21 protein-coding genes and 1 pseudogene are annotated in these 20,662 nt (G+C 41.3%); 5 read left to right on the top strand and 17 right to left on the bottom strand.

All coding sequences use genetic code 11. The features are described from left to right. Positions 1-9: 9 nt before the first annotated feature. The 12 genes from DWB79_RS03625 to DWB79_RS03570 all read right to left on the bottom strand — a co-directional run bounded on the left by DWB79_RS03625 (position 10) and on the right by DWB79_RS03570 (position 9,643). Positions 10-441 (bottom strand): acyl-CoA thioesterase, encoded by a 432-nt coding sequence (locus tag DWB79_RS03625; RefSeq protein ID WP_016522689.1) that lies wholly within the window; start codon positions 439-441, stop codon positions 10-12. A gap of 4 nt (positions 442-445) precedes the next feature. Beyond that, positions 446-1,969, bottom strand: a complete 1,524-nt coding sequence (locus DWB79_RS03620) for an HAL/PAL/TAL family ammonia-lyase (RefSeq protein WP_016522688.1) — start codon at positions 1,967-1,969, stop codon at positions 446-448. Between the two features lie 17 nt (positions 1,970-1,986). Further along, positions 1,987-2,259 (bottom strand): type II toxin-antitoxin system YafQ family toxin, encoded by a 273-nt coding sequence (locus DWB79_RS03615; protein WP_016522687.1) that lies wholly within the window; start codon positions 2,257-2,259, stop codon positions 1,987-1,989. Next, a complete protein-coding gene (locus tag DWB79_RS03610; protein ID WP_252722496.1) occupies positions 2,252-2,491 on the bottom strand; it encodes a type II toxin-antitoxin system RelB/DinJ family antitoxin in 240 nt (79 codons plus the stop codon). The genes DWB79_RS03615 and DWB79_RS03610 overlap by 8 nt, the downstream gene beginning before the upstream one ends. A 447-nt stretch (positions 2,492-2,938) precedes the next feature. Beyond that, on the bottom strand, positions 2,939-3,880 hold the full coding sequence (locus DWB79_RS03605) for a lysophospholipid acyltransferase family protein (protein ID WP_016522685.1): 942 nt from the start codon (positions 3,878-3,880) through the stop codon (positions 2,939-2,941). Then, positions 3,877-4,650, bottom strand: a complete 774-nt coding sequence (locus DWB79_RS03600; protein WP_016522684.1) for a glycosyltransferase family 2 protein — start codon at positions 4,648-4,650, stop codon at positions 3,877-3,879. The genes DWB79_RS03605 and DWB79_RS03600 overlap by 4 nt, the downstream gene beginning before the upstream one ends. Further along, positions 4,650-6,380 carry an ApeI family dehydratase gene (locus tag DWB79_RS03595; protein WP_016522683.1) on the bottom strand — a complete coding sequence of 577 codons (1,731 nt, stop codon included), beginning with the start codon at positions 6,378-6,380 and terminating at the stop codon, positions 4,650-4,652. The genes DWB79_RS03600 and DWB79_RS03595 overlap by 1 nt, the downstream gene beginning before the upstream one ends. A 47-nt stretch (positions 6,381-6,427) precedes the next feature. Further along, positions 6,428-6,667, bottom strand: a complete 240-nt coding sequence (locus DWB79_RS03590; protein ID WP_016522682.1) for an acyl carrier protein — start codon at positions 6,665-6,667, stop codon at positions 6,428-6,430. A 98-nt stretch (positions 6,668-6,765) separates the two neighbouring features. Then, complete coding sequence (locus DWB79_RS03585) at positions 6,766-7,044, bottom strand: phosphopantetheine-binding protein (protein WP_040858993.1); 279 nt, start codon at positions 7,042-7,044, stop codon at positions 6,766-6,768. Beyond that, positions 7,028-7,804: a lysophospholipid acyltransferase family protein gene (locus DWB79_RS03580; RefSeq protein ID WP_016522680.1), complete on the bottom strand. Its 777-nt coding sequence runs from the start codon at positions 7,802-7,804 to the stop codon at positions 7,028-7,030. The genes DWB79_RS03585 and DWB79_RS03580 overlap by 17 nt, the downstream gene beginning before the upstream one ends. Beyond that, on the bottom strand, positions 7,797-8,546 hold the full coding sequence (locus DWB79_RS03575) for a beta-ketoacyl synthase chain length factor (protein ID WP_016522679.1): 750 nt from the start codon (positions 8,544-8,546) through the stop codon (positions 7,797-7,799). The genes DWB79_RS03580 and DWB79_RS03575 overlap by 8 nt, the downstream gene beginning before the upstream one ends. Before the next feature lie 8 nt (positions 8,547-8,554). After that, positions 8,555-9,643: a methyltransferase gene (locus tag DWB79_RS03570; protein ID WP_016522678.1), complete on the bottom strand. Its 1,089-nt coding sequence runs from the start codon at positions 9,641-9,643 to the stop codon at positions 8,555-8,557. Between the two features lie 28 nt (positions 9,644-9,671). Between DWB79_RS03570 and DWB79_RS03565 the strand changes: the two genes are divergently transcribed. The 3 genes from DWB79_RS03565 to map all read left to right on the top strand — a co-directional run bounded on the left by DWB79_RS03565 (position 9,672) and on the right by map (position 11,876). Then, positions 9,672-10,145 carry a hypothetical protein gene (locus DWB79_RS03565; protein ID WP_016522677.1) on the top strand — a complete coding sequence of 158 codons (474 nt, stop codon included), beginning with the start codon at positions 9,672-9,674 and terminating at the stop codon, positions 10,143-10,145. Further along, a complete protein-coding gene (locus tag DWB79_RS03560) occupies positions 10,114-11,034 on the top strand; it encodes a J domain-containing protein (protein ID WP_016522676.1) in 921 nt (306 codons plus the stop codon). Before DWB79_RS03565 ends, DWB79_RS03560 begins: the two co-directional genes overlap by 32 nt. 77 nt (positions 11,035-11,111) lie before the next feature. Then, positions 11,112-11,876: a type I methionyl aminopeptidase gene (gene map, locus DWB79_RS03555; RefSeq protein ID WP_016522675.1), complete on the top strand. Its 765-nt coding sequence runs from the start codon at positions 11,112-11,114 to the stop codon at positions 11,874-11,876. Between the two features lie 163 nt (positions 11,877-12,039). Here map and DWB79_RS03550 read toward each other — a convergent pair whose 3' ends face one another. Beyond that, positions 12,040-12,780, bottom strand: coding sequence for a rhodanese-like domain-containing protein (locus tag DWB79_RS03550; protein ID WP_016522674.1), 741 nt, complete (start codon positions 12,778-12,780; stop codon positions 12,040-12,042). A 64-nt stretch (positions 12,781-12,844) separates the two neighbouring features. Beyond that, complete coding sequence (locus tag DWB79_RS03545) at positions 12,845-14,938, bottom strand: methyl-accepting chemotaxis protein (RefSeq protein ID WP_016522673.1); 2,094 nt, start codon at positions 14,936-14,938, stop codon at positions 12,845-12,847. A 490-nt stretch (positions 14,939-15,428) separates the two neighbouring features. Between DWB79_RS03545 and DWB79_RS03540 the strand changes: the two genes are divergently transcribed. Then, complete coding sequence (locus tag DWB79_RS03540; RefSeq protein ID WP_016522672.1) at positions 15,429-16,448, top strand: formylglycine-generating enzyme family protein; 1,020 nt, start codon at positions 15,429-15,431, stop codon at positions 16,446-16,448. A gap of 72 nt (positions 16,449-16,520) precedes the next feature. Here the strand turns inward: DWB79_RS03540 and DWB79_RS03535 are convergent, their stop codons facing one another. The 3 genes and pseudogenes from DWB79_RS03535 to DWB79_RS03525 all read right to left on the bottom strand — a co-directional run. Continuing rightward, on the bottom strand, positions 16,521-16,931 hold the full coding sequence (locus DWB79_RS03535; protein ID WP_016522671.1) for an acyl-CoA thioesterase: 411 nt from the start codon (positions 16,929-16,931) through the stop codon (positions 16,521-16,523). Positions 16,932-17,307: 376 nt separating this feature from the next. Further along, positions 17,308-17,790: an ISAs1 family transposase gene (locus DWB79_RS03530; RefSeq protein ID WP_252722410.1), complete on the bottom strand. Its 483-nt coding sequence runs from the start codon at positions 17,788-17,790 to the stop codon at positions 17,308-17,310. A gap of 112 nt (positions 17,791-17,902) precedes the next feature. Beyond that, positions 17,903-18,538: pseudogene (locus DWB79_RS03525) on the bottom strand (ISAs1 family transposase); the annotation flags it as partial. Positions 18,539-20,227: 1,689 nt separating this feature from the next. On the opposite strand from DWB79_RS03525, the gene DWB79_RS11995 reads away from it, so the two are divergent. Then, positions 20,228-20,662 carry a YkvA family protein gene (locus DWB79_RS11995; protein WP_016522667.1) on the top strand — a complete coding sequence of 145 codons (435 nt, stop codon included), beginning with the start codon at positions 20,228-20,230 and terminating at the stop codon, positions 20,660-20,662.

Here is a 20,662-nt window from a genome sequence, read left to right as displayed (position 1 = left end):
CGACATATATTATGCGTTTGAATTTTTTTTGCATAGTGCTTCAACCTTCTCAATGAATGTTTTGCTTGAAAAACAGGATTGTTTTGTTTCGATAGAAACTGCCATCTGATATGTCTTTGCCTTACACAACAGCGTATTATGCTCGTCATAAAAAAGATACGAAATACCGATCCGGTTTTCATATTCAATTAAGCTTGTATGTATCCGGACACGCTGTTTAAGTGTAATCGGCTTGATATATTTTATTTCGAGTTTTACAACCGGCCATACTAAACCATCCGCTTGCATATCAAAATAACCGTAGCCTAATGCATCCAGCAATAAAGAGCGGGCTTCTTCCATATACCTCGTATAGTTACCGTGATATACGACCTGCATAACATCGACATCGTAAAACTGAGCGGTAACGTAACAATCGGATGAAAAATAAATAGTATCCATAGATTTATACTTTCCAATATTTTGAATCGATTGCTGCTATTATTGTGCGCAAATCTTTTTCCAGCGGACGGTCGTCAACTAAAAAGTCGAATTTTTCAGCTATTTGCGCCAGTAGGTCTTCTATATTTTCCGTCTTGCTTGCGCTTAACCCGTTCTTTTTCCGAATCTGAATTGCCTGATAACAGGCTATCATCAGTGCGCTTAGCACCTGCGTTGTTAATACGATGACGCGCGTACAATCGCGCGCAGCTATCGTACCCATACTCACCTTATCCTGATTATGGCATTCCGTTGAACGTGAAAATACGCTTGCGGGCATCGTGTTTTTCAACGCTTCGGCAGTCCACGCAGATGCTCCGATCTGCACCGCTTTTAATCCGTGATTATACGAATAAGAAGAATCGGAGCCGGAAAGATTCGGCGGTAACCCTTTGTTCATTTTTTCATCAACTAACAGTGCAAGCTGTCTGTCTGCCAAATCTGCAAAATTTGCTACGATGTTTTTTAAACTATCCATTGCAAAAGCAATGTGCCCGCCGTAAAAATGGCCGCCGTGAAATACGGAATGATATTCGGGAGAGACCAGCGGATTATCATTTGCACTGTTCAGCTCCGTTTCGATAAATGAGCGGAGTGTCGGTTCAAAGTCATAAAAAACACCGATAATATGCGGCGCGCAACGTATGCTGTAGTTATCCTGTATTTTTTCAGGGATAACGGAATCCTGCATCTTCGATGGAAAATTCTTTCGGACTAAATCCGCTGCATAGCTTTGTCCGGGATGCGGCTTCATCGCAAATAAGCGCGGATCAAAATGATACTCGTTGCCTTTCATCGCAATAGAAACCATTGCGGTAAGCCGACAGGACAAGTCCGCAAGATATTTTGCACGGCAAAAAGCTAAACAGGCAACGCCGGTCATTGCAGCAGTTCCGTTCATAATGGCAAGCGCTTCTTTCGGACGCAGTGTAATTGCTTTTAAACCGCACGTATGCAGCGCATCTGCGGCAGACATAACCGTACCGTTTAACACCACATCCCGTTCACCGATCAACGCCGCAACGATATAAGACAACGGTGTTAAATCGCCGCTTGCCCCGACGCTTCCCTCCTGCGGAATACGCGGCAAAATATCATACTTTAAGAGATTAAACAACGCTTCTACCAGATTGAAGCTCACACCCGAACAGGCTTGCACGAGCGACACTAACCGCACCGCTATAATGGCACGAGTGGTTTCAGCATCAAAGTATTCCCCTAAACCGCAGCCGTGGAAACGGGAAAGATTTACCGGCAACACGTAATAGCTGTCGGATGGCACAACCTTTGTACACGAATCGCCGTAACCGGTTGTTACGCCGTAAACAGCACCGTGTTCGGCAATCATACTATCCAAAAAATCAGCTCCTGCATTTATCTTTGCCATAAACTCAGGTGTTCTATTCAGATCGATTTCACATTCTTTTTTAGCTATTAATTCTATATCTTCGATAGATATTTTTTGCTCACCGAATACTATCTTTTTCATTCTTATTCTCCTTCTCATCAATACAGGTCAGAATGCGTTCCGGTTCTAAAAAGAACCAATTCCAATTCTTTATCTTTTATTTTATAAATTAAGAGCAAGTCCGGACGAACATGGCATTCTCTATACCCTTTATAATTTCCATGTAAGATATGATCTTTTTTCTCCGGAGGTAAAGGCTCTTGGTTTTGAAGCATTTCAATGACTTTGAACAATTCTTCAACATCAACCCCTCGCTTTTGTGCAAGCTTGTAGTCCCTTTTAAATTGCGTTGTGTATACAATCTCAAGCATTGAGCGATTCCCTTAAATCATGTATTGATGAAAAAGGGCCGTGTAATTCTTTTCCGGTCTCTGCAAGTTCTATTGTTCGCATCGTTAAAGTGTTTGGCAAATCGCTTTTTATTTCAAAAGGAATCCGGTGTTCCCGAACAACCGCTTTTGCAAATAATGTAAATGCCGTTGAAACAGATATGCCAAAATCTTCACAAATAAGAGAAAAATCTTTTTTTAATTGAGTATCCATTCTCACACTAAAAGCAGACTGATTCATAACCGCACCTCTTTGATATAAATATACATCTTATTGATACCGATTTACAAGGCATTTATATTGTTTCTATTCTACGATTTTAATCTACTGTTTCAGCCCATATATCCAGGGCAACCGCATTATAAATATTTTTAGCGGTTACCTTCCTTCTGTGCGAAATTTTATTTAAAATTTCGCACATTTTTCCGAGAAAAGGGTAAACGCATCAGGCAGAGTAGAGAAGAATCGCGAAAAAATTGAGACTGTGAGACCATTTGAACCGCAGACAGAACTGCCAAGGATGGCAGGGTGATAAACAGAAACCAGTTTTTGAAAAAAACTGGCAGCCAAGGAATTGACATGGATGTCAATTCCTTGGCGTACTCTGGTCGAATAGTATCAATTTTTTTGCGGGGATGTTAAAAAAACAGCCTGATGCGTTTACCCTGCCCAGATATCAAAAAAATTATACCACTGCAATGGATATTCTAACACCTTTTTTTCTAAAAGCTCAACATATTCATGCATTAACGCATGGATCATTTCATCTTTTTTCTTTTTCTCCGTAATCGCCGAAGATTTATATAGAAAAAAATCATACTTTGACACAAAGGCATCGTTTTCCCGCAACGCAAAAAAATAATACAACGGAGCTTTTAGTATAATGGGTAATAAAAAAGCTCCATAAGGTAACGCAATCGCATCTCCTAAAAACGGAACGGGAACAGTTCTTTGAGTATGTTCGGAAGGTGTGCGATCTCCTGCCATGACGATTATTTCACCCCCATCAAGTTTTTCCTGCAGCAGTAATGCGGTCTCAAGTCCGACGGTACGGGAATTGATCAGATTGATGTCAAATTTTTCTTGAATTGAACGCATGAATGAATTGAATCGGGGCGACATAGTCGTGTCAATAATGATATTTACCTTAGTTGTATGCACGCCGTCTTTATTATCCTGTATTGCCAATGCCCGCAACAAATCGATATTGCCTAAATGCGAACATAAAAAAAAGCAGCCTTTTTTTTCTTTAAGACCGGTAATAATTTCTTGATACACGTCACGGTTTTTTATGATGAGATCTGAAACCTTTATATCCTGTTTCCACGCGGCGATGCGTTCGACCAGTGAAAGACTGAATGAATAAAAATGACGGTACACTGTTTGAGCGGATGGTTTGATCGCCGGATTATAGTGTGCAATACGTTTAAAAAACGCAGCGGACACAGCCCGTTTTGCTGGGGAGAAACAATAATAAAAAAAGGCTAGCGGACGGAGCAGAATAAAAATATATTGAAGATGCAAAATGTTATAGATGAAAAAGAACAGTCGCAGGGCAAATCCGTTACCGGATACTTCTTTCATCTTTGACCAATGCTTCATGGATGCAACCGCCGTTTAAGTGCATAAAAAAAGATAACGGGAAATCGAAAAAACATTTCGCAGCATAAGAATGCATGTTTTGCGCTCAAGATAACCGTATCACGAAACGCTTTATAATGAGAGCTGCCGTTCTCAGGATAGGTTACATCGACAGGCAGATAGATAATCGACACACCTCTCCAATAGAGGCGGGTCAATAGCTCCATATCAATCGGCATTCTTTTGCTGATAAGCGGATTGCGGTATATTTTCCATGTTTCGGCTACGGGATAAATCCTAAAACCGCACAAGGAGTCACGCACATCCGGTATAAGCGTTGTAATGGAAACAAAAAAATTGGAAACTTTTCTCCCGTCTCTGCGTATCGATGGCACGGTGCTGTCGTAAACAGGATAGCCGATAATGCTATGCTTTTTATTTTTTTGCGCTCTGCTCCGGCTCATAAAAGCAGGAACCGCCGCAAGGCTATGCTGATTGTCCGCATCGACTTGAAATGCAAAATCAATAGCGTGCTGTTTGCAATACGCAATTCCCTGTTTTATCGCAACACCTTTACCGTTGTTTTTACTGTTGCTGATTAACACAATATCAGAACTGCTGTCCGCTATTCTTTTTAAGATTGCTTTATTTTCTTCATTACTACCGTCATCAACAATAATGAGCGGAATACCGAACGATAAAAAGCGCGGAATAGTGTGTTCTAAAAGAGCAGCATGGTTATAAACGGGTATTAAAAAACAATACGTCCATGCATCAGAAGCACTGTTCATCAAAAGCCTTCTAAATGTAATATACCGGAAGAATAGATTTTATCTGCATCGGAAAAAGAAAAGGACAGCTTTTTACCCTGTGGAAAAAAGTCCAGAGAAAGTATCAGCGGAATACCGGGATGAATCATATTGGTATATTTTAGTTTTTTTGCCGTCTTAATATACAAAGGATGCGAAAACAATTTTTTTGAAATATCGAATGCCGTTTTAATTTGCGCCACCGCCGGTACAAGCGGAAACCCGTCAAAATGCCCGCGAAAAAAGAACGAAGTTTCAGGAAAGCTGATATCGATTTTTACCGAATAATGCCCATCCGTAAAACAGATAGGCTGCGCAGTATACTCATAAGGAGCTGCGCGGTTTAACAAACTTTCCAGTTGCGCATGGTTAATTTTTCCCATTGCATTTTTCGGAATAGCATCCAGTATATAAATTTTTCTCGGTGCAAGCGTTTTATCAAAATAAGCGTATAAATAATCTTGTATGTGCTTTTTTACAGCTTGCTCATCTTCCAAGTATAGCGTATAGAGCGGAGTATCTTTTTTTAATACGATAAAAGACACCGTCTGTTCGCGGCGGTTTGTTTTATGGTAAATCGTATGACAATCGGCGCAATCGGACAGCGCTAAAAGCTTTGTATCTATATCTTTTAAATCGATACGGCGCCCTTCGATTTTTACCGTAGAGTCAACTCTTCCCAGCAAGGTAAACAACCCCTCATCGGTACACGCTATTAAATCCCCTCCCATAACGGTTCCGTCAAAGTAGGGAGAGCGTGCGGTAAAGGTATTATCCGGAGCAGCTGATATGCTAACGCAAGGGAACGGGCGCCACAGCGGATTTGTTTTTTGCTTGCGCCACGCAATACCGCCTGTTTCGGTACTACCGTATATTTCGATTGCTTCCGTTCCGAAAATATCTGCGCAATTTGAACTCCCCGCGGCATCAAGCGCTCCTGCAGAAGAAAAAACAGTCCACTGCGTAGAAGGTGTCAGCGGAATTTTTACAATCCGTTTTAAGAAAGCAGGGCTGCTGACAAAAGTAATTTTTTTCCACGACGAAAAACCGGCACAGGTTTCCAAATAGTTAATGCGGTTTGAGAAAATCGGGCATTGTACGGCAAAGGGAAGTAAAACATAAAATAAGAAGCCGTACACATGATAATGAAACACGGAAGTTAGAAATAAACTGTCGGTTATGTCTTCACCAAAACACGCGAACAGTTCTTCTACTTCCCGTTCAAGATGAGAAAACTTTTTCTCGATAACCTTCGGTTTGCCGGTACTGCCGGAAGTATAAAAATGAATATCGGCGGCAGGGCTGATTGTCAGTCCTTTTAAGATTGCGCAATCGATTGAGTCCGTATGTGTTGTATTTGCAGCATCGCATAACAGCTGTGAAACACTCAACTGAGTTTCAGATGTGTCGGATATAAACAGCGTATCATCATTAAAGAGGCCTTTGATATACGCATATTTATTTGTGTTGAGTAAACATACTTTCTTTTTTGCTAACAGCGCGGTAAAGAATATCACCATAAATTCATAGATATTTTCCGAAAAGATCAGAAAAACGGTCTCTTGGCGTGCAGAAAAATGTGGATATACTATCGCAATATCATGCACAAAATCGGCAATGGTTTTATTGTCTGTACTCGAACTATCTACAAGAAAAGGCTGGGATGAATCTCGTAAGCTATAAAAATCAGTTTTACTCAGTAGTTTAAACATCGGACGTCCTCAATTAACAATACCGGCTGTAGCTCCGCCGATGTTTTTTATACTGCATTGCAAATAACATCAAGAATTTCCGAGAGCGTTCTTTTATCCTTAAAATCCGCTGCCGATACGTTCAGCTTCAGCATATTGTTCAGCGTAACAATCAAATCGATAATATCAATACTGTCAAGATCGAGATCGGTAACAATATTTGAATCCAGCGTAATTTTCGATTCTTCGATTTCGAATTTCTCCGTCAGAATTTTTTTTACTTCTTCAAAGAGTTCTTCTTTCTTCATGTTATACTCCTATCCTTATCATTCGAGCATCCGTAAAAACTGAAATAGACTTTTGAGATGCCTTTTATCATTTGTTATGCGTATATATATTATACAGGTTATACAGCGTTTTTACTGATAAAATCGCTCAGAGTTGCCACCGAATAAAAATGCTTTTTATTGTCCTCTTCATTTTGAGAAAAACTGATACCGAATTGCTTTTTTAGCGCAACACCGAGTTCCAGCGCATCAATCGAATCCAAGCTTAAACCTTCCCCTTCAACAAAAAGGGGCGCTTCCGCATCGATATCTTCCGGTTTTACATCTTCCAAATCCAACGACTGAATAATGATCTTCTTAATCTCGTTTTGGATTTCTTCTTTAGTATTCACAACCATCCTCCGCAAAAATTGTATTCCGTATTGCTTCTGTCAGTGTTCTTGCTGCCTGAGCAAAAGGTTCATGATTAAATGAATCTATCGCAAGCATCGCATGAGGTTCCAATATCAGTTGAGCATAACCATTGACGTGTACTTTTAGTAGAGATTCATGTTTTCCTAATCCTACAAGATTTTCAGTTTTTATATGAATAGGCAACACATCAGCGCCTGCCCGTAAAGCAATTTGGGCAGCCCCTCTTTTAAGAGGTTTTCCGGCAGTCTCAGGTCTAGTACGAGTCCCTTCAGGAAAGATTATCATATTATTACCGTCATGTAAAGATTTTCGACAACGCTCCAATAATACTTCAGCATCTGCAAACGAATCAACAAAGAGTTGTCCAACAATCTTCCGTATCCAGAAATTATTAAAAAGACGCCCTGCAACAATACAGTCGGGATGTGGTACGGCAGAAATAAGAACAACAATATCGATGAGTGAAGGATGATTTGCAACGACAACCGTAGAGCGCATATCTTTATATTTTTGTATAGCCGAGGTATCGATTTTGTAATGAGCTAACCAACACATCAACCAAATAAAAAATGAAAAATGCCCGCGGACAACGGCAATTTTTGCATTATATCGTGCCTTCTTTTCCCATATAAACACATAGATCAGAGGAAATATAATAAATGAAGCAAAAAGCGAACTGAGTCCGAAATATACAAAACAAACGAGTTTTCCTACAATATTTCTAAGCTGTCGTAATTTATTCATTTTTGAATATCTCTAATCGATTTATGTGAATGGAAGTTGGCGTACCTGCAGGGCTTTGCACAAAGCGAATAAAACGCTTACACTGATCATAATTTTCCGGACTGTCGCTATTCTCTATAACACCTGTGTTATCAGCAAGTGCGTTATCATTGTTATATACGTCAGAGCTGCATCGGTCTTGCGGCGGCATAGAAGAGAACCGTACCGTGTACCCGTTACCGTGCAATGAAAGTAAGAAGGCCGCGATAAACGGGATGTTTTTTTCAGCGGAAATATTTTGATACGCTTCCGGCAACCGTTCTTCGCCTACTAACAGCAACAACTTTTCTTCTTCGCTGTGGTTTTCCAAAAATGAAAGCGCGTGAATCAAACCCGCTTCCAGTTGGTACGACATGGTACTGAACGCTTGAGCCGATGCATGATTTTTCAGTGAAATACCCAGCAATGCAATTGCCGTATTAAACACCGAAAAACTGAACGCAGTCGGAGATACCTCTTTTGTTTCGATTATTTTTTTTGAAATAGCATACTGCCGTTGAATTTCTCCGTATTTTGATACTGAAATAACCGGCAAATCTTTACCTTCCGTTATGGATTGATGTGAGGCAGAAAAACAGAGTTTGGTGAATTGGCTGCATCGTCTTCTCAGCATCATCGGTACAAACGAAACGTCAACTTCTTGTGAGTCTTCCGCCGGTTCCCAGAAAAAACTGTCCAGTATCGTGCAATTCCAGCTCTTCATTGTTATTCCTATGAGCGGGGAGAAAATTGCAACAGCGAATACGAGTTGATACCGAGATTATGGTGCGCCCGTACCAACGTACAACCGGCGGCTTCAATCGCGCCGACTAAGTCCGAATATGAATACATTTTGCTGTTGCCGTTTGCCATTGCCGCAAAGTAAATCGATGTTGCTTGAATTGAATAGCTTGCCGCTTCAAACCGCTGCATATCCCATAGCGGTTCAAGTACGAAGATATTGCAATGAGGTGGAACATTCTTTTTTATTTTTCTTACAATCCCTTGAATTTCATCAAGAGAAAAACAATCTAAAAACTGGCTCATCCACACGGTGTCCACATTTGACGGCAACTGTTCATCAGGATTCAGAATATTGGTGGGATAACTTTCAATCCGATCTTTAAACGGTTTCAATTCGGGATTATTTTGCGCCATCGCAATCTGTCCCGCCAAATCAACCATCGTCACTAACACCTGATTATTATACGAAAGAGCTGCCTTGGTAAACTTTCCCGTATTGCTGCCGATGTCCATTATATGCCGGGGATTTTCTTTAAATACGATGGGTAATGCTGCACCGAAAATACTGTCGGAATAATAATGGTCAAACGCAAACCAGCTTTTCTTTACCTGTTCCGGCAAAGAAGCTAAGCCTTGATAAATGGTATCCCAATTCCCAAACACCTTTAATCCGGCGGGCTTTCCTGTTTTTAAACTGTCTTGTAAATAAAAAAGTCCTTGATAGCATACATCATTGATAAAATTCATATTTGCTTGTGTCAACTCATCATTGAGTAAAAAATAGCCGGTCTTACCCAATACATAAGCCTGTGGTTCGGATTTCGGAATAATCTTTACCAACTCTAAACTCAAGCTGAACTCCATCAGCAGTTTTACGGTATATGAAGAAAGACCGGTCTTATTGATGATAGCTTCTATCGTTAAGCCGGCTGTTTTTGAATCTTCTATAACTTGCAAGATATGTAAATCGACCATTGCTTTTGCCGTTTGAAAAGCTGCCGGTGCAAATGCTAATTTTTGAGCGGCAAATTTTGCCTGAAGAGCAGTGAGGTTGTCCTCATAGTAATAGGAATGCATAGAGGTATTATAATCTCCTTTTAAAAATATGCCTACCGTCTACTGCGTTGCTGCGCTTGCACAATATATTCATTTTTTTTATTATATCATCATGACAGCAGTATTGGTATATTTTGACAAAGGGCAAACAGCACAAACCAATCTTTTTCTGGAAGCCTTAAAAGAAGGGGCTCATACCCGGTGCGATGACCTTCGTATTTTGGACGGATATGCGTTGAACGATACCGATCGGCTTAATATGTACGGATATATTGCCGTTTTCTGCGCCGAAAAACCGCTTTTTGCATCAAAGCCCGATCCTACTGTTATAACTATCCTAAAAGATCACGGTCTGAAAGAAGGCTGTAAGGGCTGTGTCCTGACTGTAAGCCGCGGTTTATTTTCGGATAAATTTACTCGAAATGTGATGAATGCATTGGAAAGCTGCGGTTTTATGATCGACTACTTCGATAGTTTACGGACTGCAGCGGATGCTCGCCGTGCGGGGGCAAATATTGGGTAGTAAGACGGAAAGCGGACGGCAGGACAGCGAAGAAAGGCGTGGAAATCGCTCAACACATCAAGCCATAATAATAGAAGATTATTATAAGATTTTAAATATTTCTCCCTCTGCTTCGACCGCAGAAATCAAGCGGGCATTCCGGAAAAAAGCAAAAGAGTTGCATCCCGATATTCCGCATAATATTCGGAATACCGATGGTAAAAAAGCGAATGAGCAGGCGCTGATGCGGCTTATCCGTGCCTATGAAGCCTTACTTGATGCGAAGCGTCGGGCAGAGTTTGATTTTTTCTATAATAAGACCACCACAAAAGGTAAAGGTTTTGATTATCGTACGTGGTTAAAAGAACGGACGGATCTCGAAAGCAGAGCTACGCTGATTTTTTTTGACCTTTTCCATAATGCTGAGGACGAAGCAGTACAGGAATTTTTACGGCTCCGGTCGATACAACCTTCTTTTTCGCTGCGCCGTTACTTTAGCAGGGGAGATTTTATGGATTGCGGTTTTGTTCTTGCAGAGGAACTCTATTTCCGCGATCATTATTATGAGTCTTTTTTGCTGCTTGACCGGATTATCCGCGAAGAGCAGACGCAGGCATATTTCCGCCATTTTTTTCCCGAAGTGCTTATCCTTGCCCGCAAGCTTATCCGTGAAAAACTCATCTATAATCTTGCAGATGATTTACTGCTTGATTGTTGTGAAGCCGCACTGGATTTTGGATTAAGTAAAGCGGATAATGCGGAAATATTAAAAAAGATGGCGGAAATTTATTACCGGATGGGTGATTTTAGCACCGGTGACGGATGTGCGGAGGCTTCCGTGCGGATGAATCCACGTATCCGCGGCATAGCGAAGTTGAAAAAAAACTATCAGGAGCAGCTTTGGCGTTAAAGGTACTCCGGTTATCCTTAACATAAGATAACCGGCAAATCCCGAAGCGGTAAGGCTGCGCAAAAGGTAAGGAATATATGATACGAATTAAGACAAAGGAACAGATAGACGGTATCCGCCTATCCTGTAAGGCATTGGCGCGGCTCTTTAAAGAGCTGACTCCTCGTGTGCAGCCGGGCGTAACCACTAAAGCGCTGGATGACTTTTGTGTTGAATACATTAAGAGCATCGGCGGCGTTCCCGCATGGTATGCGGAAGATTTTCCGGGGGCAGCCTGTATCTCCATCAATGAAGAAGTTATACATGGTATACCCAGTAAAAAGAAAATCGTACAGGAAGGAGACCTCGTATCGCTGGATATCGGTATTGACCTTAACGGATACATCAGCGATTCGTGCGTAACGGTGCCGGTTGGAAAGGTGAGCCCCGAACGCGCACAACTTTTAAAAGTTACCACCGACTGCCTTTATGCGGGAATCGCCGCCTGTCAGGCAGGTAAGCGTGTAAATGCAATATCCCGCGCGGTGTACGACTTGGCGCGGCAGTATAAATACGGTGTCGTATATGAATACTGCGGCCACGGGGTCGGGCTTAAAGTACATGAAGAACCGAATATCCCAAACGTACCGGAGCGCGGTGGGCCAAATCCTCGGCTGGTACCCGGTATGGTGATTGCGATTGAACCGATGATTAACCTCGGTACGGCAGATGTTAAAACCCGCGCCGACGGATGGACGGTTGTCAGCGCCGACAAGTCCTGTTCCTGCCACATGGAGCACACGGTTGCCATCTTTGAAGACCACACCGAAATTTTAACCCAACTTGCCCCCGGTGAAGTGTAAGGTAAACGCGGCGCATAGTTATCATTAACTTAAATCAACACACACCGAAGCAGAACGCCGGTGTATTAAACGTTTCGCATAAATAAAAAAGCCCGCTAAAAAGTTAACTTTTTAGCGGGCTTTGATTTCTGATAGTGTCTGCGGATATCTGTCTTATTTTTCGTTATTTTACCAATTCAAAGGCTGAGTATTCGTTGGTACCGTCTAAACTGTTTATCACCGTGTATCCTGCAGCTACTAATTTTTCCGCAACGGCAAAAGAGCGGTTGCCGGAATAGCAGTAGGTTAGCACCGGTTTTTCCTTAGGTAATTGCGGGAGTAATTCAGCAAGGGTATCCGCATTCCCCGATATTGCACCTTTTAAATGCGAAGCGGCATAATCAGCGGGTTCTCGGGCATCGACAACGGAATAGTTCCCTGTATTCGCGAGCTCCTGCATCTGTTTCCCGCGTACGTTTGTAACTTTGGTGATCGACTTATAAGAGTAGCTGCCGACTCCATCCGCATTGAACAGTTTTTTAAATCCGTTCTTTTGTAGGATTTTCGCAGCAGCCCGGCTCCGTCTTCCGCTTCTGCAAATAACGATAATATTTTTATCCTTGAAGTCTGCAATATCGTTCAGCCTGTTTTCGATATCGTTGAGACTGATGTTGATTGCATAGCGGACATGCCCTGCCTCATACTCGTATTTTTCACGTACATCGATAACAAGGTACTGATCTTGTTCCGCCTTGTCGTTCATAATGGTATCCAGCTCGGCGCCTTTCATATCAGCGATTTTCGCCGTACCCTGTGAATCGCTTTTTCCTTCTTGCGTTGTGCAGGCGGTTACAAACAACGCAGTTAAAATCAGTGCGCCTATAAGAACGCTTTTCTTTTTAAGATCAATTTTCCAACTATACATTTTCAACTCCTCTATGTCAGGATGTAGTAAAACAATCCGGTAGCGGTACCTTATGTTTTACATATTACACCTTAAATTTTGAGACTTCTTTCGCAAGATTCTCAATGCTATGTTTATTTTTCTGTGTAATTTCGTTTACTTCTTGTATAGCATTGTTAATCTGTACCGCACCGGATGCCATTTCGGTCATGCTGTCGGTAATGTTACGGGTAAGCGTATCGAGTTTTCGCATTTCTTCCGCAACACTTTCACCGCCTTTCAGCATTTCTTCGGAACCTGCCTGTACTTCGGCCGTTATCATATTGATATCTTTAATCGCGGTTAATACTTCCCGGCTTCCGTTTTCTTGCTCTCGCATCGCTTCGGTAACGCTATTGCTCATCTCTTTTACCTGTTCGGCAAAGTTAAAAATCGTATTGAATTTTTCCTCTACGGTTTTTGACGAGCTGGAAAGCATCTCTATTTCTCCGCTCAAGTTTTTTAAGGTAGCGGTAATGGTCTTTCCTTGCATCGAGGACTCTTCTGCAAGTTTACGTATCTCATCCGCAACGACGGCGAACCCTTTGCCCGCTTCACCTGCGTGAGCAGCTTCTATTGCAGCATTCATTGCAAGAAGGTTTGTTTGGGATGCAATATGCTGAATTACACTTGATGCTTCCATTAATGAACCGGACTCTTCTGCAATTTTTTGCGTTACGGTATTTGAGGTAACAAGTGTGGCTTTGCCGTCTCCGGTTGCCGTTGTTAAATTTCCGATTACGCTGTCGGTTTTACCGAGTGTCTGGCTGATGGAAGCGATATTTGCTACCATTTGTTCTACCGAAGCGGAAGATCGCGCAACACTACTTGCTTGATTCTCAATACTGGTATTGAGTTGCTTAATGGTTCGAACAATTTCCTCAACAGTTGCTGCTGTTTCGGTAACACTGGCGGCTTGAGTTAATGCCTGCTGTTTAACGCCGTCAATGTTTGTGCTGATTTGGTTTACTGCGCTTGCAGTTTCGGTCATATTGGAGGCAAGTTCGTTCCCGATTTCTTCCATAGTGTGGCTATTGATTCCGACAGTCCGTATCGATGTACCGATCTTATCGATCGTTTTGTTAAAATATTCGGACATATCGGTAATTTCATCATTACCGCCGACCGGTAAACGTACCGTTAAATCGCCATCCCCTTGCGAAATATTTTGTAGTGTGGAAACAGTCGTTTGGATTGGTTTTACCATTGTACGAGCAACAAAATAGACAATGATCAGTGCTCCAATCAACACGCTGATGCCAATTCCTATCATCGTATTACGGAGTGCGTTGACAGTTCCCATGAATTCATTGACGGGTGCACGGATAACGATTGACCAATGAGTAGTTTTAACTGCGGAAAATGATGCAATATAGTCAACTCCCTGATAGTCATAGTAGCAGACTTCGCCTTCGCTATTATCAAGGACATACTGTAAAAAGGCAGCAGTTGATGCGAGCGAGGCGTTTGTTTTTGCTTGTTCGATGATATTATCTTGCTTTTGTACTAAATCGGTATCTCTATCGGCGATGATAATTCCTGTCGAGCCCATAATATAACAGTTACCGGATTCTCCTACGACGATATCGGCAATGGCTTCGGACAAAGTAAAACCTGAGATATCGGCAGACAACACTCCTACGATAGTTTTGTCATCATCATATACAGGCACGGAAAGGGTATTGATTAATTGACCGTTTGCACGCGAAATGTATGGTTCCGAAAAAAAAGATTTTCCCTCAATGGCGGCACGGAACCAATCTCTGTTAACAACGGATAATACGCTTCCATCGGCAAGTAAACATTGTCCTTGTGCATTCGTCATATTCAATTCTATTATTTTTTCATTAAAAGACACTTCATTAGCAAGAAAAGCCAGTTTTGCGGCGGATGATGCGGTTGTATCTCGAAGGATCGGCATACGGGAAATGCCTTCGATAAATTGTAACAGTGATGTGACCCTTCCGTTTATAATTTCGGCCGTATCATTTGCTTTGTCGATAAGATGGTCTTCGATTTTTTCGGTTACGGCTTTTCTGGCAATTACGACAGCTAATACAATTTCGATTACAGCAGCGGCGGCAATCAGAATCCCGAAAATAAGAATGAATTTCTTTTTTAACGAAAAACGTTTTTTCATTGTAAACCTCCCAATAAAATAATGGATATAGTAATTTGAGATGATGATACAGGGTATTAGTCGCGGTAACCTTACAAACGCATATAAAATTCTTTCCCAGAGAAGGAATCTAAAGAGTAGATTATTTTGTAGGAATTTCGATTACCAATCACCCATCCAGTATTACCAATTAAACGGTAGGTAGGTGCGGGGGGGGGGGGGGGGTATTATACTTTTTTCATTCATTTTGTCAAGTCTCCTTTTAATGAATAAAAAAGACATCCGCCTATCTTGTCCGCCTTTGAAAGATAATAATAAGCGGATCCACACGTATATTACTTATATACAGAAAGAGTATAACTCTTTTTCTGATAGCTGTCCAGCAAGCGTTGGAATCCATGGCGGTTACTCATGGTTAGACATTTAAGAAGCATTGCGATTATGCATATTTTACAGTATAATGCGTTCGGTTATATTCTAAAGATAGTATGACTAAGGAGAAATGACAAATATGAAAATCAACAATTTCAGGGCGGAAGGCCGGACGATAGAAAAATATTTCGGCTATGCCGCCATATCGGTGTGTATGCTGATTATATCTCTTTTATTCACCGCTTGCCCCGGTACAACCCCCTCCGCCAATCCTGATAATGGTTCCGCCTCCAATGGTGAAAAACCTGAAAAACCCAGCGGATATGATGCAGCAAGCGGTATCGGTTCCGTACAAGGTGTAAATTTTGTAATGAAACCAATTGCCGCGGTAACCAACGCCAGTATAGGTCATAGTGCAGAAAAGAATAATCCCCCGCGTTGGGTAAATTTAACCGCCTATCAAATAAGCGAAACAGAAGTGACCCAAGAGTTATGGCAGGAAGTTATGGGAAATAATCCAAGCGGGTTTAAAGGCTCAAAGAATCCTCCTGCTGCCGGTGAAGTACAAATGAAACGTCCCGTAGAAATGATTACATGGTTTGAGTGCATAGCCTTCTGTAATGAACTGACAAAGAAAACGAACAGAGGAGCAAGTACTACATGCGTCTATTATAGTGATGCGGCGTTTACCACAGTGTATACGAAAGGTGATGCCGGTGCCCAAAAACTACCGTACGCGGATTGGTCAAAGAAAGGATTCCGGCTCCCTACTGAAGCGGAATGGGAATGGGCAGCAATGGCCGGAAAGGATGATGCATGGGCAGGTACGATCATACTGAGCGAGCTGAAAGACTACGCATGGTTATCCGACACCGGAGCCAATAAGAAAACGCATGAAGTAAAGAAAAAGAAGCCGAATGCTTACGGATTGTATGATATGACCGGGAATGTGATAGAATGGTGCTGGGATTGGTATTGGAGTAATATGGAAAGTTATGATAAACAGGATCCTACCGGCAAGGAGACCGGCATCAATCGGGTTCGCCGCGGCGGCAGTTGGTTCCAAGACGCTTCTAAGGCTACTCGTATGATCCGCTTTAGTGATAAACCTAATAGTAAATACGACAATATCGGCTTCCGTATTGCCTGTCGGTCATAAACCTTCCTTTAAAATGCAACAGTTGAACAAAGTATGAACTTTGGAAACTGTTGCAGTGAAGAACTATGCAGATCAATGTATCTTTTTCTCAGGTGCAAGGCCTGCAACAAAATACTTGTCCGGTAGTTTTGCGGGCTTACCGGTTTTATCTACACAGCCCCACGAAACTTCAGCTTCAGCACAGACATATCCTTCAGGATTTGTGATTACCTGCCGGAACGTTCCCGAAAGTTTGCCGAGTTTGATAGGCGTAACGTCAATACGGAGTTTATCGTAAAGCCGCGCAGAATATTTGTAGTGAATATCGATATGCGTTACATAAAGCATGTAGCCTTCTTCGATGAGCCCTACATAATCAAAGCCGATACGACGCAGGTATTCCATACGGGCATATTCCAAATAGTTTAAATATATGGCGTTATTTACGTGATTATATGCGTCCAGTTCGTAGCTTCTGACCTCTACTTCTATGGGGTGTGCCATTATTTTTATCCTCCTAATGTACTGATGATTTAATCTAAGGAAAACCTCTAGATTTAATTCTCCAATTTTTTCCAACAAGGGATTAAAAAAAATAGTACAACAATTTTACAAATATGTCATGAGGAACGTTCACAACGTCAGGGATTCCGCATTATAATGAGAGCAATACTCTATCGAGGCAATCTTCTCGTTTGTTGCACAGGTGTTTCTTATGGAGAAGCGCTATTACAATAAGCCGCCCAGATGGTACGGCTTATTGTAATGCCGAGTTTACCATTTGGCAAACATCGTCTATTGATTGCACTTTTTCATTTCATTGCAAAAGTGCGGCAATTCGCCAATCCTCGCCTTTTAATAAAGGCTGCGGTTGTCGAATTTATAGGAGCATTTTCTTTGCTTTTACGATATCCGAAAAATCAACCTGTTTGAGTATATTCAAGACAATTTTTCGTAAGACGCTTAAGTTTGCTGCCGCATTGTCTTTCCGCACAAGACAATAATCCTCATCGAGAATTGCATCGAGAACCCAATGCAGGTTATTTTCTATCCCCCAATGAGCCCTCATCGCAAATGCTGCCTTGTGCACATCTGTCAGTGAGGTCAAAAAATATCTTTGTTCAACGGATTTCTTCCCAGTCTTCTTTACCGTTCTTTCGCACACGAGCATTCCAACGCCATTGAGATTCTTCCATTCATCTTTTTCTGAAAGCCAATCAATATTCCCGCAAAGATAACAGGTGCGTTTTTCAATTCGTCCGTGTCCAATTTCAATGCTATATTCTCCACGCTGAATATTGTAATACTGACAATAAGCGTCATCACAAGGGTGCTCAAAAAACTCTTTTACATCCCGATGGATCGATTGCTGATTCGTGCGGAGGATTTAATACCCGTTGTATCATAGCAAAGGGTATTAAATCCGACTGCAATCACCTTATGAGAACAACACCCCGACGCTCTGCGTCGGGGTGTTGATTTCCTTTCAGAGAAATGACATACTCTGTTTCCTTTTCTGCTATTTTCTCAACGATTTTTTTCTGGCAACCCATCGCATCTATAGTAATAATCATCCCTTTTAAGTCTAACAGATCCAGAAGTTCAGGAATGGCGGTGATTTCATTTGATTTTTCTTCTGTTTTCACCTGCCCGAAGCACACACCTAGGGAGTGCGCCCAAGCCGAAACAACATGAGCAGCTTTATGAGCCTTTTTATCTTCGCCTGTCGGTGCATATTCAGAGCGCCGGATAGTTTTTCCGTCAATCGCTAATACTTCATTTTCTGCAATATGCTTGCCGAATACTTCCCGCGCATATTCTATGAATACTTTTTCAAGTTGCTTTGCATCAATCCTTGCAAGTACGCGTAGAATCGTATCGCTGCTGGGGATGCCATTTTCCAGTTTCAGATATTTTTTAAGGGTTTGTTCGCTTAATGTCGCATAAAATTGTATTTGTTCTATGCTTTTATACCCGCACAACACTCCCACAAACACGAGCATCAGTATATTGACGAGATAGTGTTTCTTGCATCTTTCGATTCTTTCGTCTTTAATGTTCTCAAATGATTCTTGTAATGTCATTGTTCCACCCCAAGAATATTTTACCATCTTTTGTACCGTGTGAGCTACTGTTTTTTTGACACTATTTATAATGCGGAATCCCTGTACCACATACCAGCCATATTTACCCTAGTTTTTTTCTATTTTTTCTGCTTGCCCTTTCTAAAGGAGGTGTGATAGAATAAAAGCATAGGTTTTAACTGCTTTTTGACAAAATCGCAAACCTCCAAAAAGTGTCCAAAACCCGCTTTTTAGGGGTAGGTTTGCGAAAATATATAAGTCTTTATTATTACAATGATTACAGGATTCATTATATCTATTTTTTCTATTTTTTTAGAGATCGCCCCCGTTTTACCAGAGGTTTTCGAAAACATCTTTCTAAGTCGATACCTCACCGAGCCTTACCCCACGCGCTCTAAAAATCTGACCTGCTTTAAGGGATTAAGACGAACTTATCAAACTCATCGTTGTAAACTGTATCATCATGGGACTAAAAATCTGACCTGCTTTAAGGGATTAAGACGAACCGTCTACGACTTGGATTGACTTGGAGCTTATTCTCTAAGAATCAGACCTGCTTTAAGGGATTAAGACTGTTAAGCCCTTTCCGACGATATTTGGAAGAAGATTTTCTCTAAAAATCAGACCTGACTTAAGGGATTAAGACCTTGCAAGCCTCCAGCTCTTAAAGCGCTTTTTTGCTTCCTCTAAAAATCAGACCTGCTGCGTGAAACCAGTGGCGTCCGTGCCGCTACCGAAACGGAGTTGCGCAAAAAACATCACTGCTCAGCTTTTTATTCAGAACTAAGTTTTGGAACCAAGGCGGGTTCTTAGGGCAGAGCCATAAGTCGCCGTTTTTCTTTTGGGGGTTATAGGGGGACTTTTCTTTTTATCGAAAAAAAAGAAAAGCCTCCCTAACTTTCTTAGACCTGTTTTAAGGGATTCTGTCAAAGAATGTACGTCCTGTACATTCTTTGACGGTGAGTTTTGAGCAAGGCTCAAAACATCACTTCTGCGTGGAACCACGCTCGTCCTTGGGCGTTCTGAAACGGAGTTACGCAAAAAGCATCACGGCTCAACTTTTTATTCAGAACCAAGTTATGGAACCAAGACGGGTTCTTAGGGCAACGCCCTAAGTCGCCGTTTTTCTTTTGGGGGTTATAGGGGGACTTTTCTTTTTATCGAAAAAAAAGAAAAGCCTCCCTAACCTTCTTAGACCTGCTTTAAGGGATTAAGACAATTCTGCAACATCATGAGCGACCTGCACATATTCGCCGCTATTAAACTCGAAAACCATTGTCATCTGAATACCTAGACCTGCTTTAAGGGATTAAGACTCATAATAATCCTCCTATAGATTATCCGTGTAAGTTATTACTCTAAAAATCAGACCTGCTTTAAGGGATTAAGACAGCATTTCGACAAGCTGAGAAGGCGTGTAGTAATCCCACTCTAAAAATCAGACCTGCTTTAAGGGATTCTCTCAAGAGTGTACCTCCTTGTACACTCTTGAGGGCGAGTTTTTGCTCAATACCGCCATGGATGGCGGGCATATCAAACAGAAACGATGTTTTACAAAAATTCCATTTTTGTGAAACTTGCAAGGTAATGAGCAACACGGACGTTGCACATTACCGTAACCTCGCTACTGCGTGGAACCACGCCCGTCCTTGGGCGTTCTGAAGCAGAATTATGCTCACACGCTATGGGCGTTGAAGTAAATATATGGAGGAATTTATGTCTGAAAAATTTGATGAAAAGAAAAAAGTTAAAGCAAGTGAAAAATTTGAAGGCTTCAAATCATATCAATATACAGATAATGATTTTGAAAAAGTATTTAAAAATGAAGAAAAGATTAAAGAAAAAGTAAAAAAAGGAAATTTTGGAGAATATGCTGATTATATACCACTTTTCTTTGAAATGTTGAAAGATGTTTTTTCTGGAAAATATAAAGAAGTTCCTGTAGGTGCTATTGCTGCAATAATATGTACACTTTTGTATATTTTATCCCCAATTGATTTAATTTTAGATATTATCCCTGTAATTGGATGGCTTGATGATATTTTTATTTTAGGACTATGTATTCCATTTGTAAAAGGCGATTTGGATAAGTATAAAACATGGAAACAGAATTCGAAAATATTAGACGAAGAATATGCCGAGGAAAAATAG

It is taken from the genome of Treponema medium (genome assembly GCF_017161265.1).
Taxonomy (GTDB): domain Bacteria; phylum Spirochaetota; class Spirochaetia; order Treponematales; family Treponemataceae; genus Treponema; species Treponema medium.
The sequence above is the reverse complement of the archived record's forward strand: the minus strand, read 5'-3'. Positions and strand labels throughout refer to the sequence as shown.

Bases quoted from the DNA above. Each gene is read 5' to 3' on its own strand.
- DWB79_RS03560 (WP_016522676.1), top strand. From the start codon at position 10,114: ATGCTCGCCGTGCGGGGGCAAATATTGGGTAGTAAGACGGAAAGCGGA.
- DWB79_RS03615 (WP_016522687.1), bottom strand. From the start codon at position 2,259: ATGCTTGAGATTGTATACACAACGCAATTTAAAAGGGACTACAAGCTT.
- DWB79_RS03605 (WP_016522685.1), bottom strand. From the start codon at position 3,880: ATGAAGCATTGGTCAAAGATGAAAGAAGTATCCGGTAACGGATTTGCC.
- DWB79_RS03575 (WP_016522679.1), bottom strand. From the start codon at position 8,546: ATGAAGAGCTGGAATTGCACGATACTGGACAGTTTTTTCTGGGAACCG.
- DWB79_RS03540 (WP_016522672.1), top strand. From the start codon at position 15,429: ATGAAAATCAACAATTTCAGGGCGGAAGGCCGGACGATAGAAAAATAT.
- DWB79_RS03570 (WP_016522678.1), bottom strand. From the start codon at position 9,643: ATGCATTCCTATTACTATGAGGACAACCTCACTGCTCTTCAGGCAAAA.
- DWB79_RS03580 (WP_016522680.1), bottom strand. From the start codon at position 7,804: ATGAATAAATTACGACAGCTTAGAAATATTGTAGGAAAACTCGTTTGT.
- DWB79_RS03585 (WP_040858993.1), bottom strand. From the start codon at position 7,044: ATGGTTGTGAATACTAAAGAAGAAATCCAAAACGAGATTAAGAAGATC.
- DWB79_RS03610 (WP_252722496.1), bottom strand. From the start codon at position 2,491: ATGGATACTCAATTAAAAAAAGATTTTTCTCTTATTTGTGAAGATTTT.
- DWB79_RS03595 (WP_016522683.1), bottom strand. From the start codon at position 6,380: ATGTTTAAACTACTGAGTAAAACTGATTTTTATAGCTTACGAGATTCA.
- DWB79_RS03625 (WP_016522689.1), bottom strand. From the start codon at position 441: ATGGATACTATTTATTTTTCATCCGATTGTTACGTTACCGCTCAGTTT.
- DWB79_RS03620 (WP_016522688.1), bottom strand. From the start codon at position 1,969: ATGAAAAAGATAGTATTCGGTGAGCAAAAAATATCTATCGAAGATATA.
- DWB79_RS03550 (WP_016522674.1), bottom strand. From the start codon at position 12,780: ATGTATAGTTGGAAAATTGATCTTAAAAAGAAAAGCGTTCTTATAGGC.
- DWB79_RS11995 (WP_016522667.1), top strand. From the start codon at position 20,228: ATGTCTGAAAAATTTGATGAAAAGAAAAAAGTTAAAGCAAGTGAAAAA.
- DWB79_RS03545 (WP_016522673.1), bottom strand. From the start codon at position 14,938: ATGAAAAAACGTTTTTCGTTAAAAAAGAAATTCATTCTTATTTTCGGG.
- DWB79_RS03565 (WP_016522677.1), top strand. From the start codon at position 9,672: ATGCCTACCGTCTACTGCGTTGCTGCGCTTGCACAATATATTCATTTT.
- DWB79_RS03590 (WP_016522682.1), bottom strand. From the start codon at position 6,667: ATGAAGAAAGAAGAACTCTTTGAAGAAGTAAAAAAAATTCTGACGGAG.
- DWB79_RS03535 (WP_016522671.1), bottom strand. From the start codon at position 16,931: ATGGCACACCCCATAGAAGTAGAGGTCAGAAGCTACGAACTGGACGCA.
- map (WP_016522675.1), top strand. From the start codon at position 11,112: ATGATACGAATTAAGACAAAGGAACAGATAGACGGTATCCGCCTATCC.
- DWB79_RS03600 (WP_016522684.1), bottom strand. From the start codon at position 4,650: ATGAACAGTGCTTCTGATGCATGGACGTATTGTTTTTTAATACCCGTT.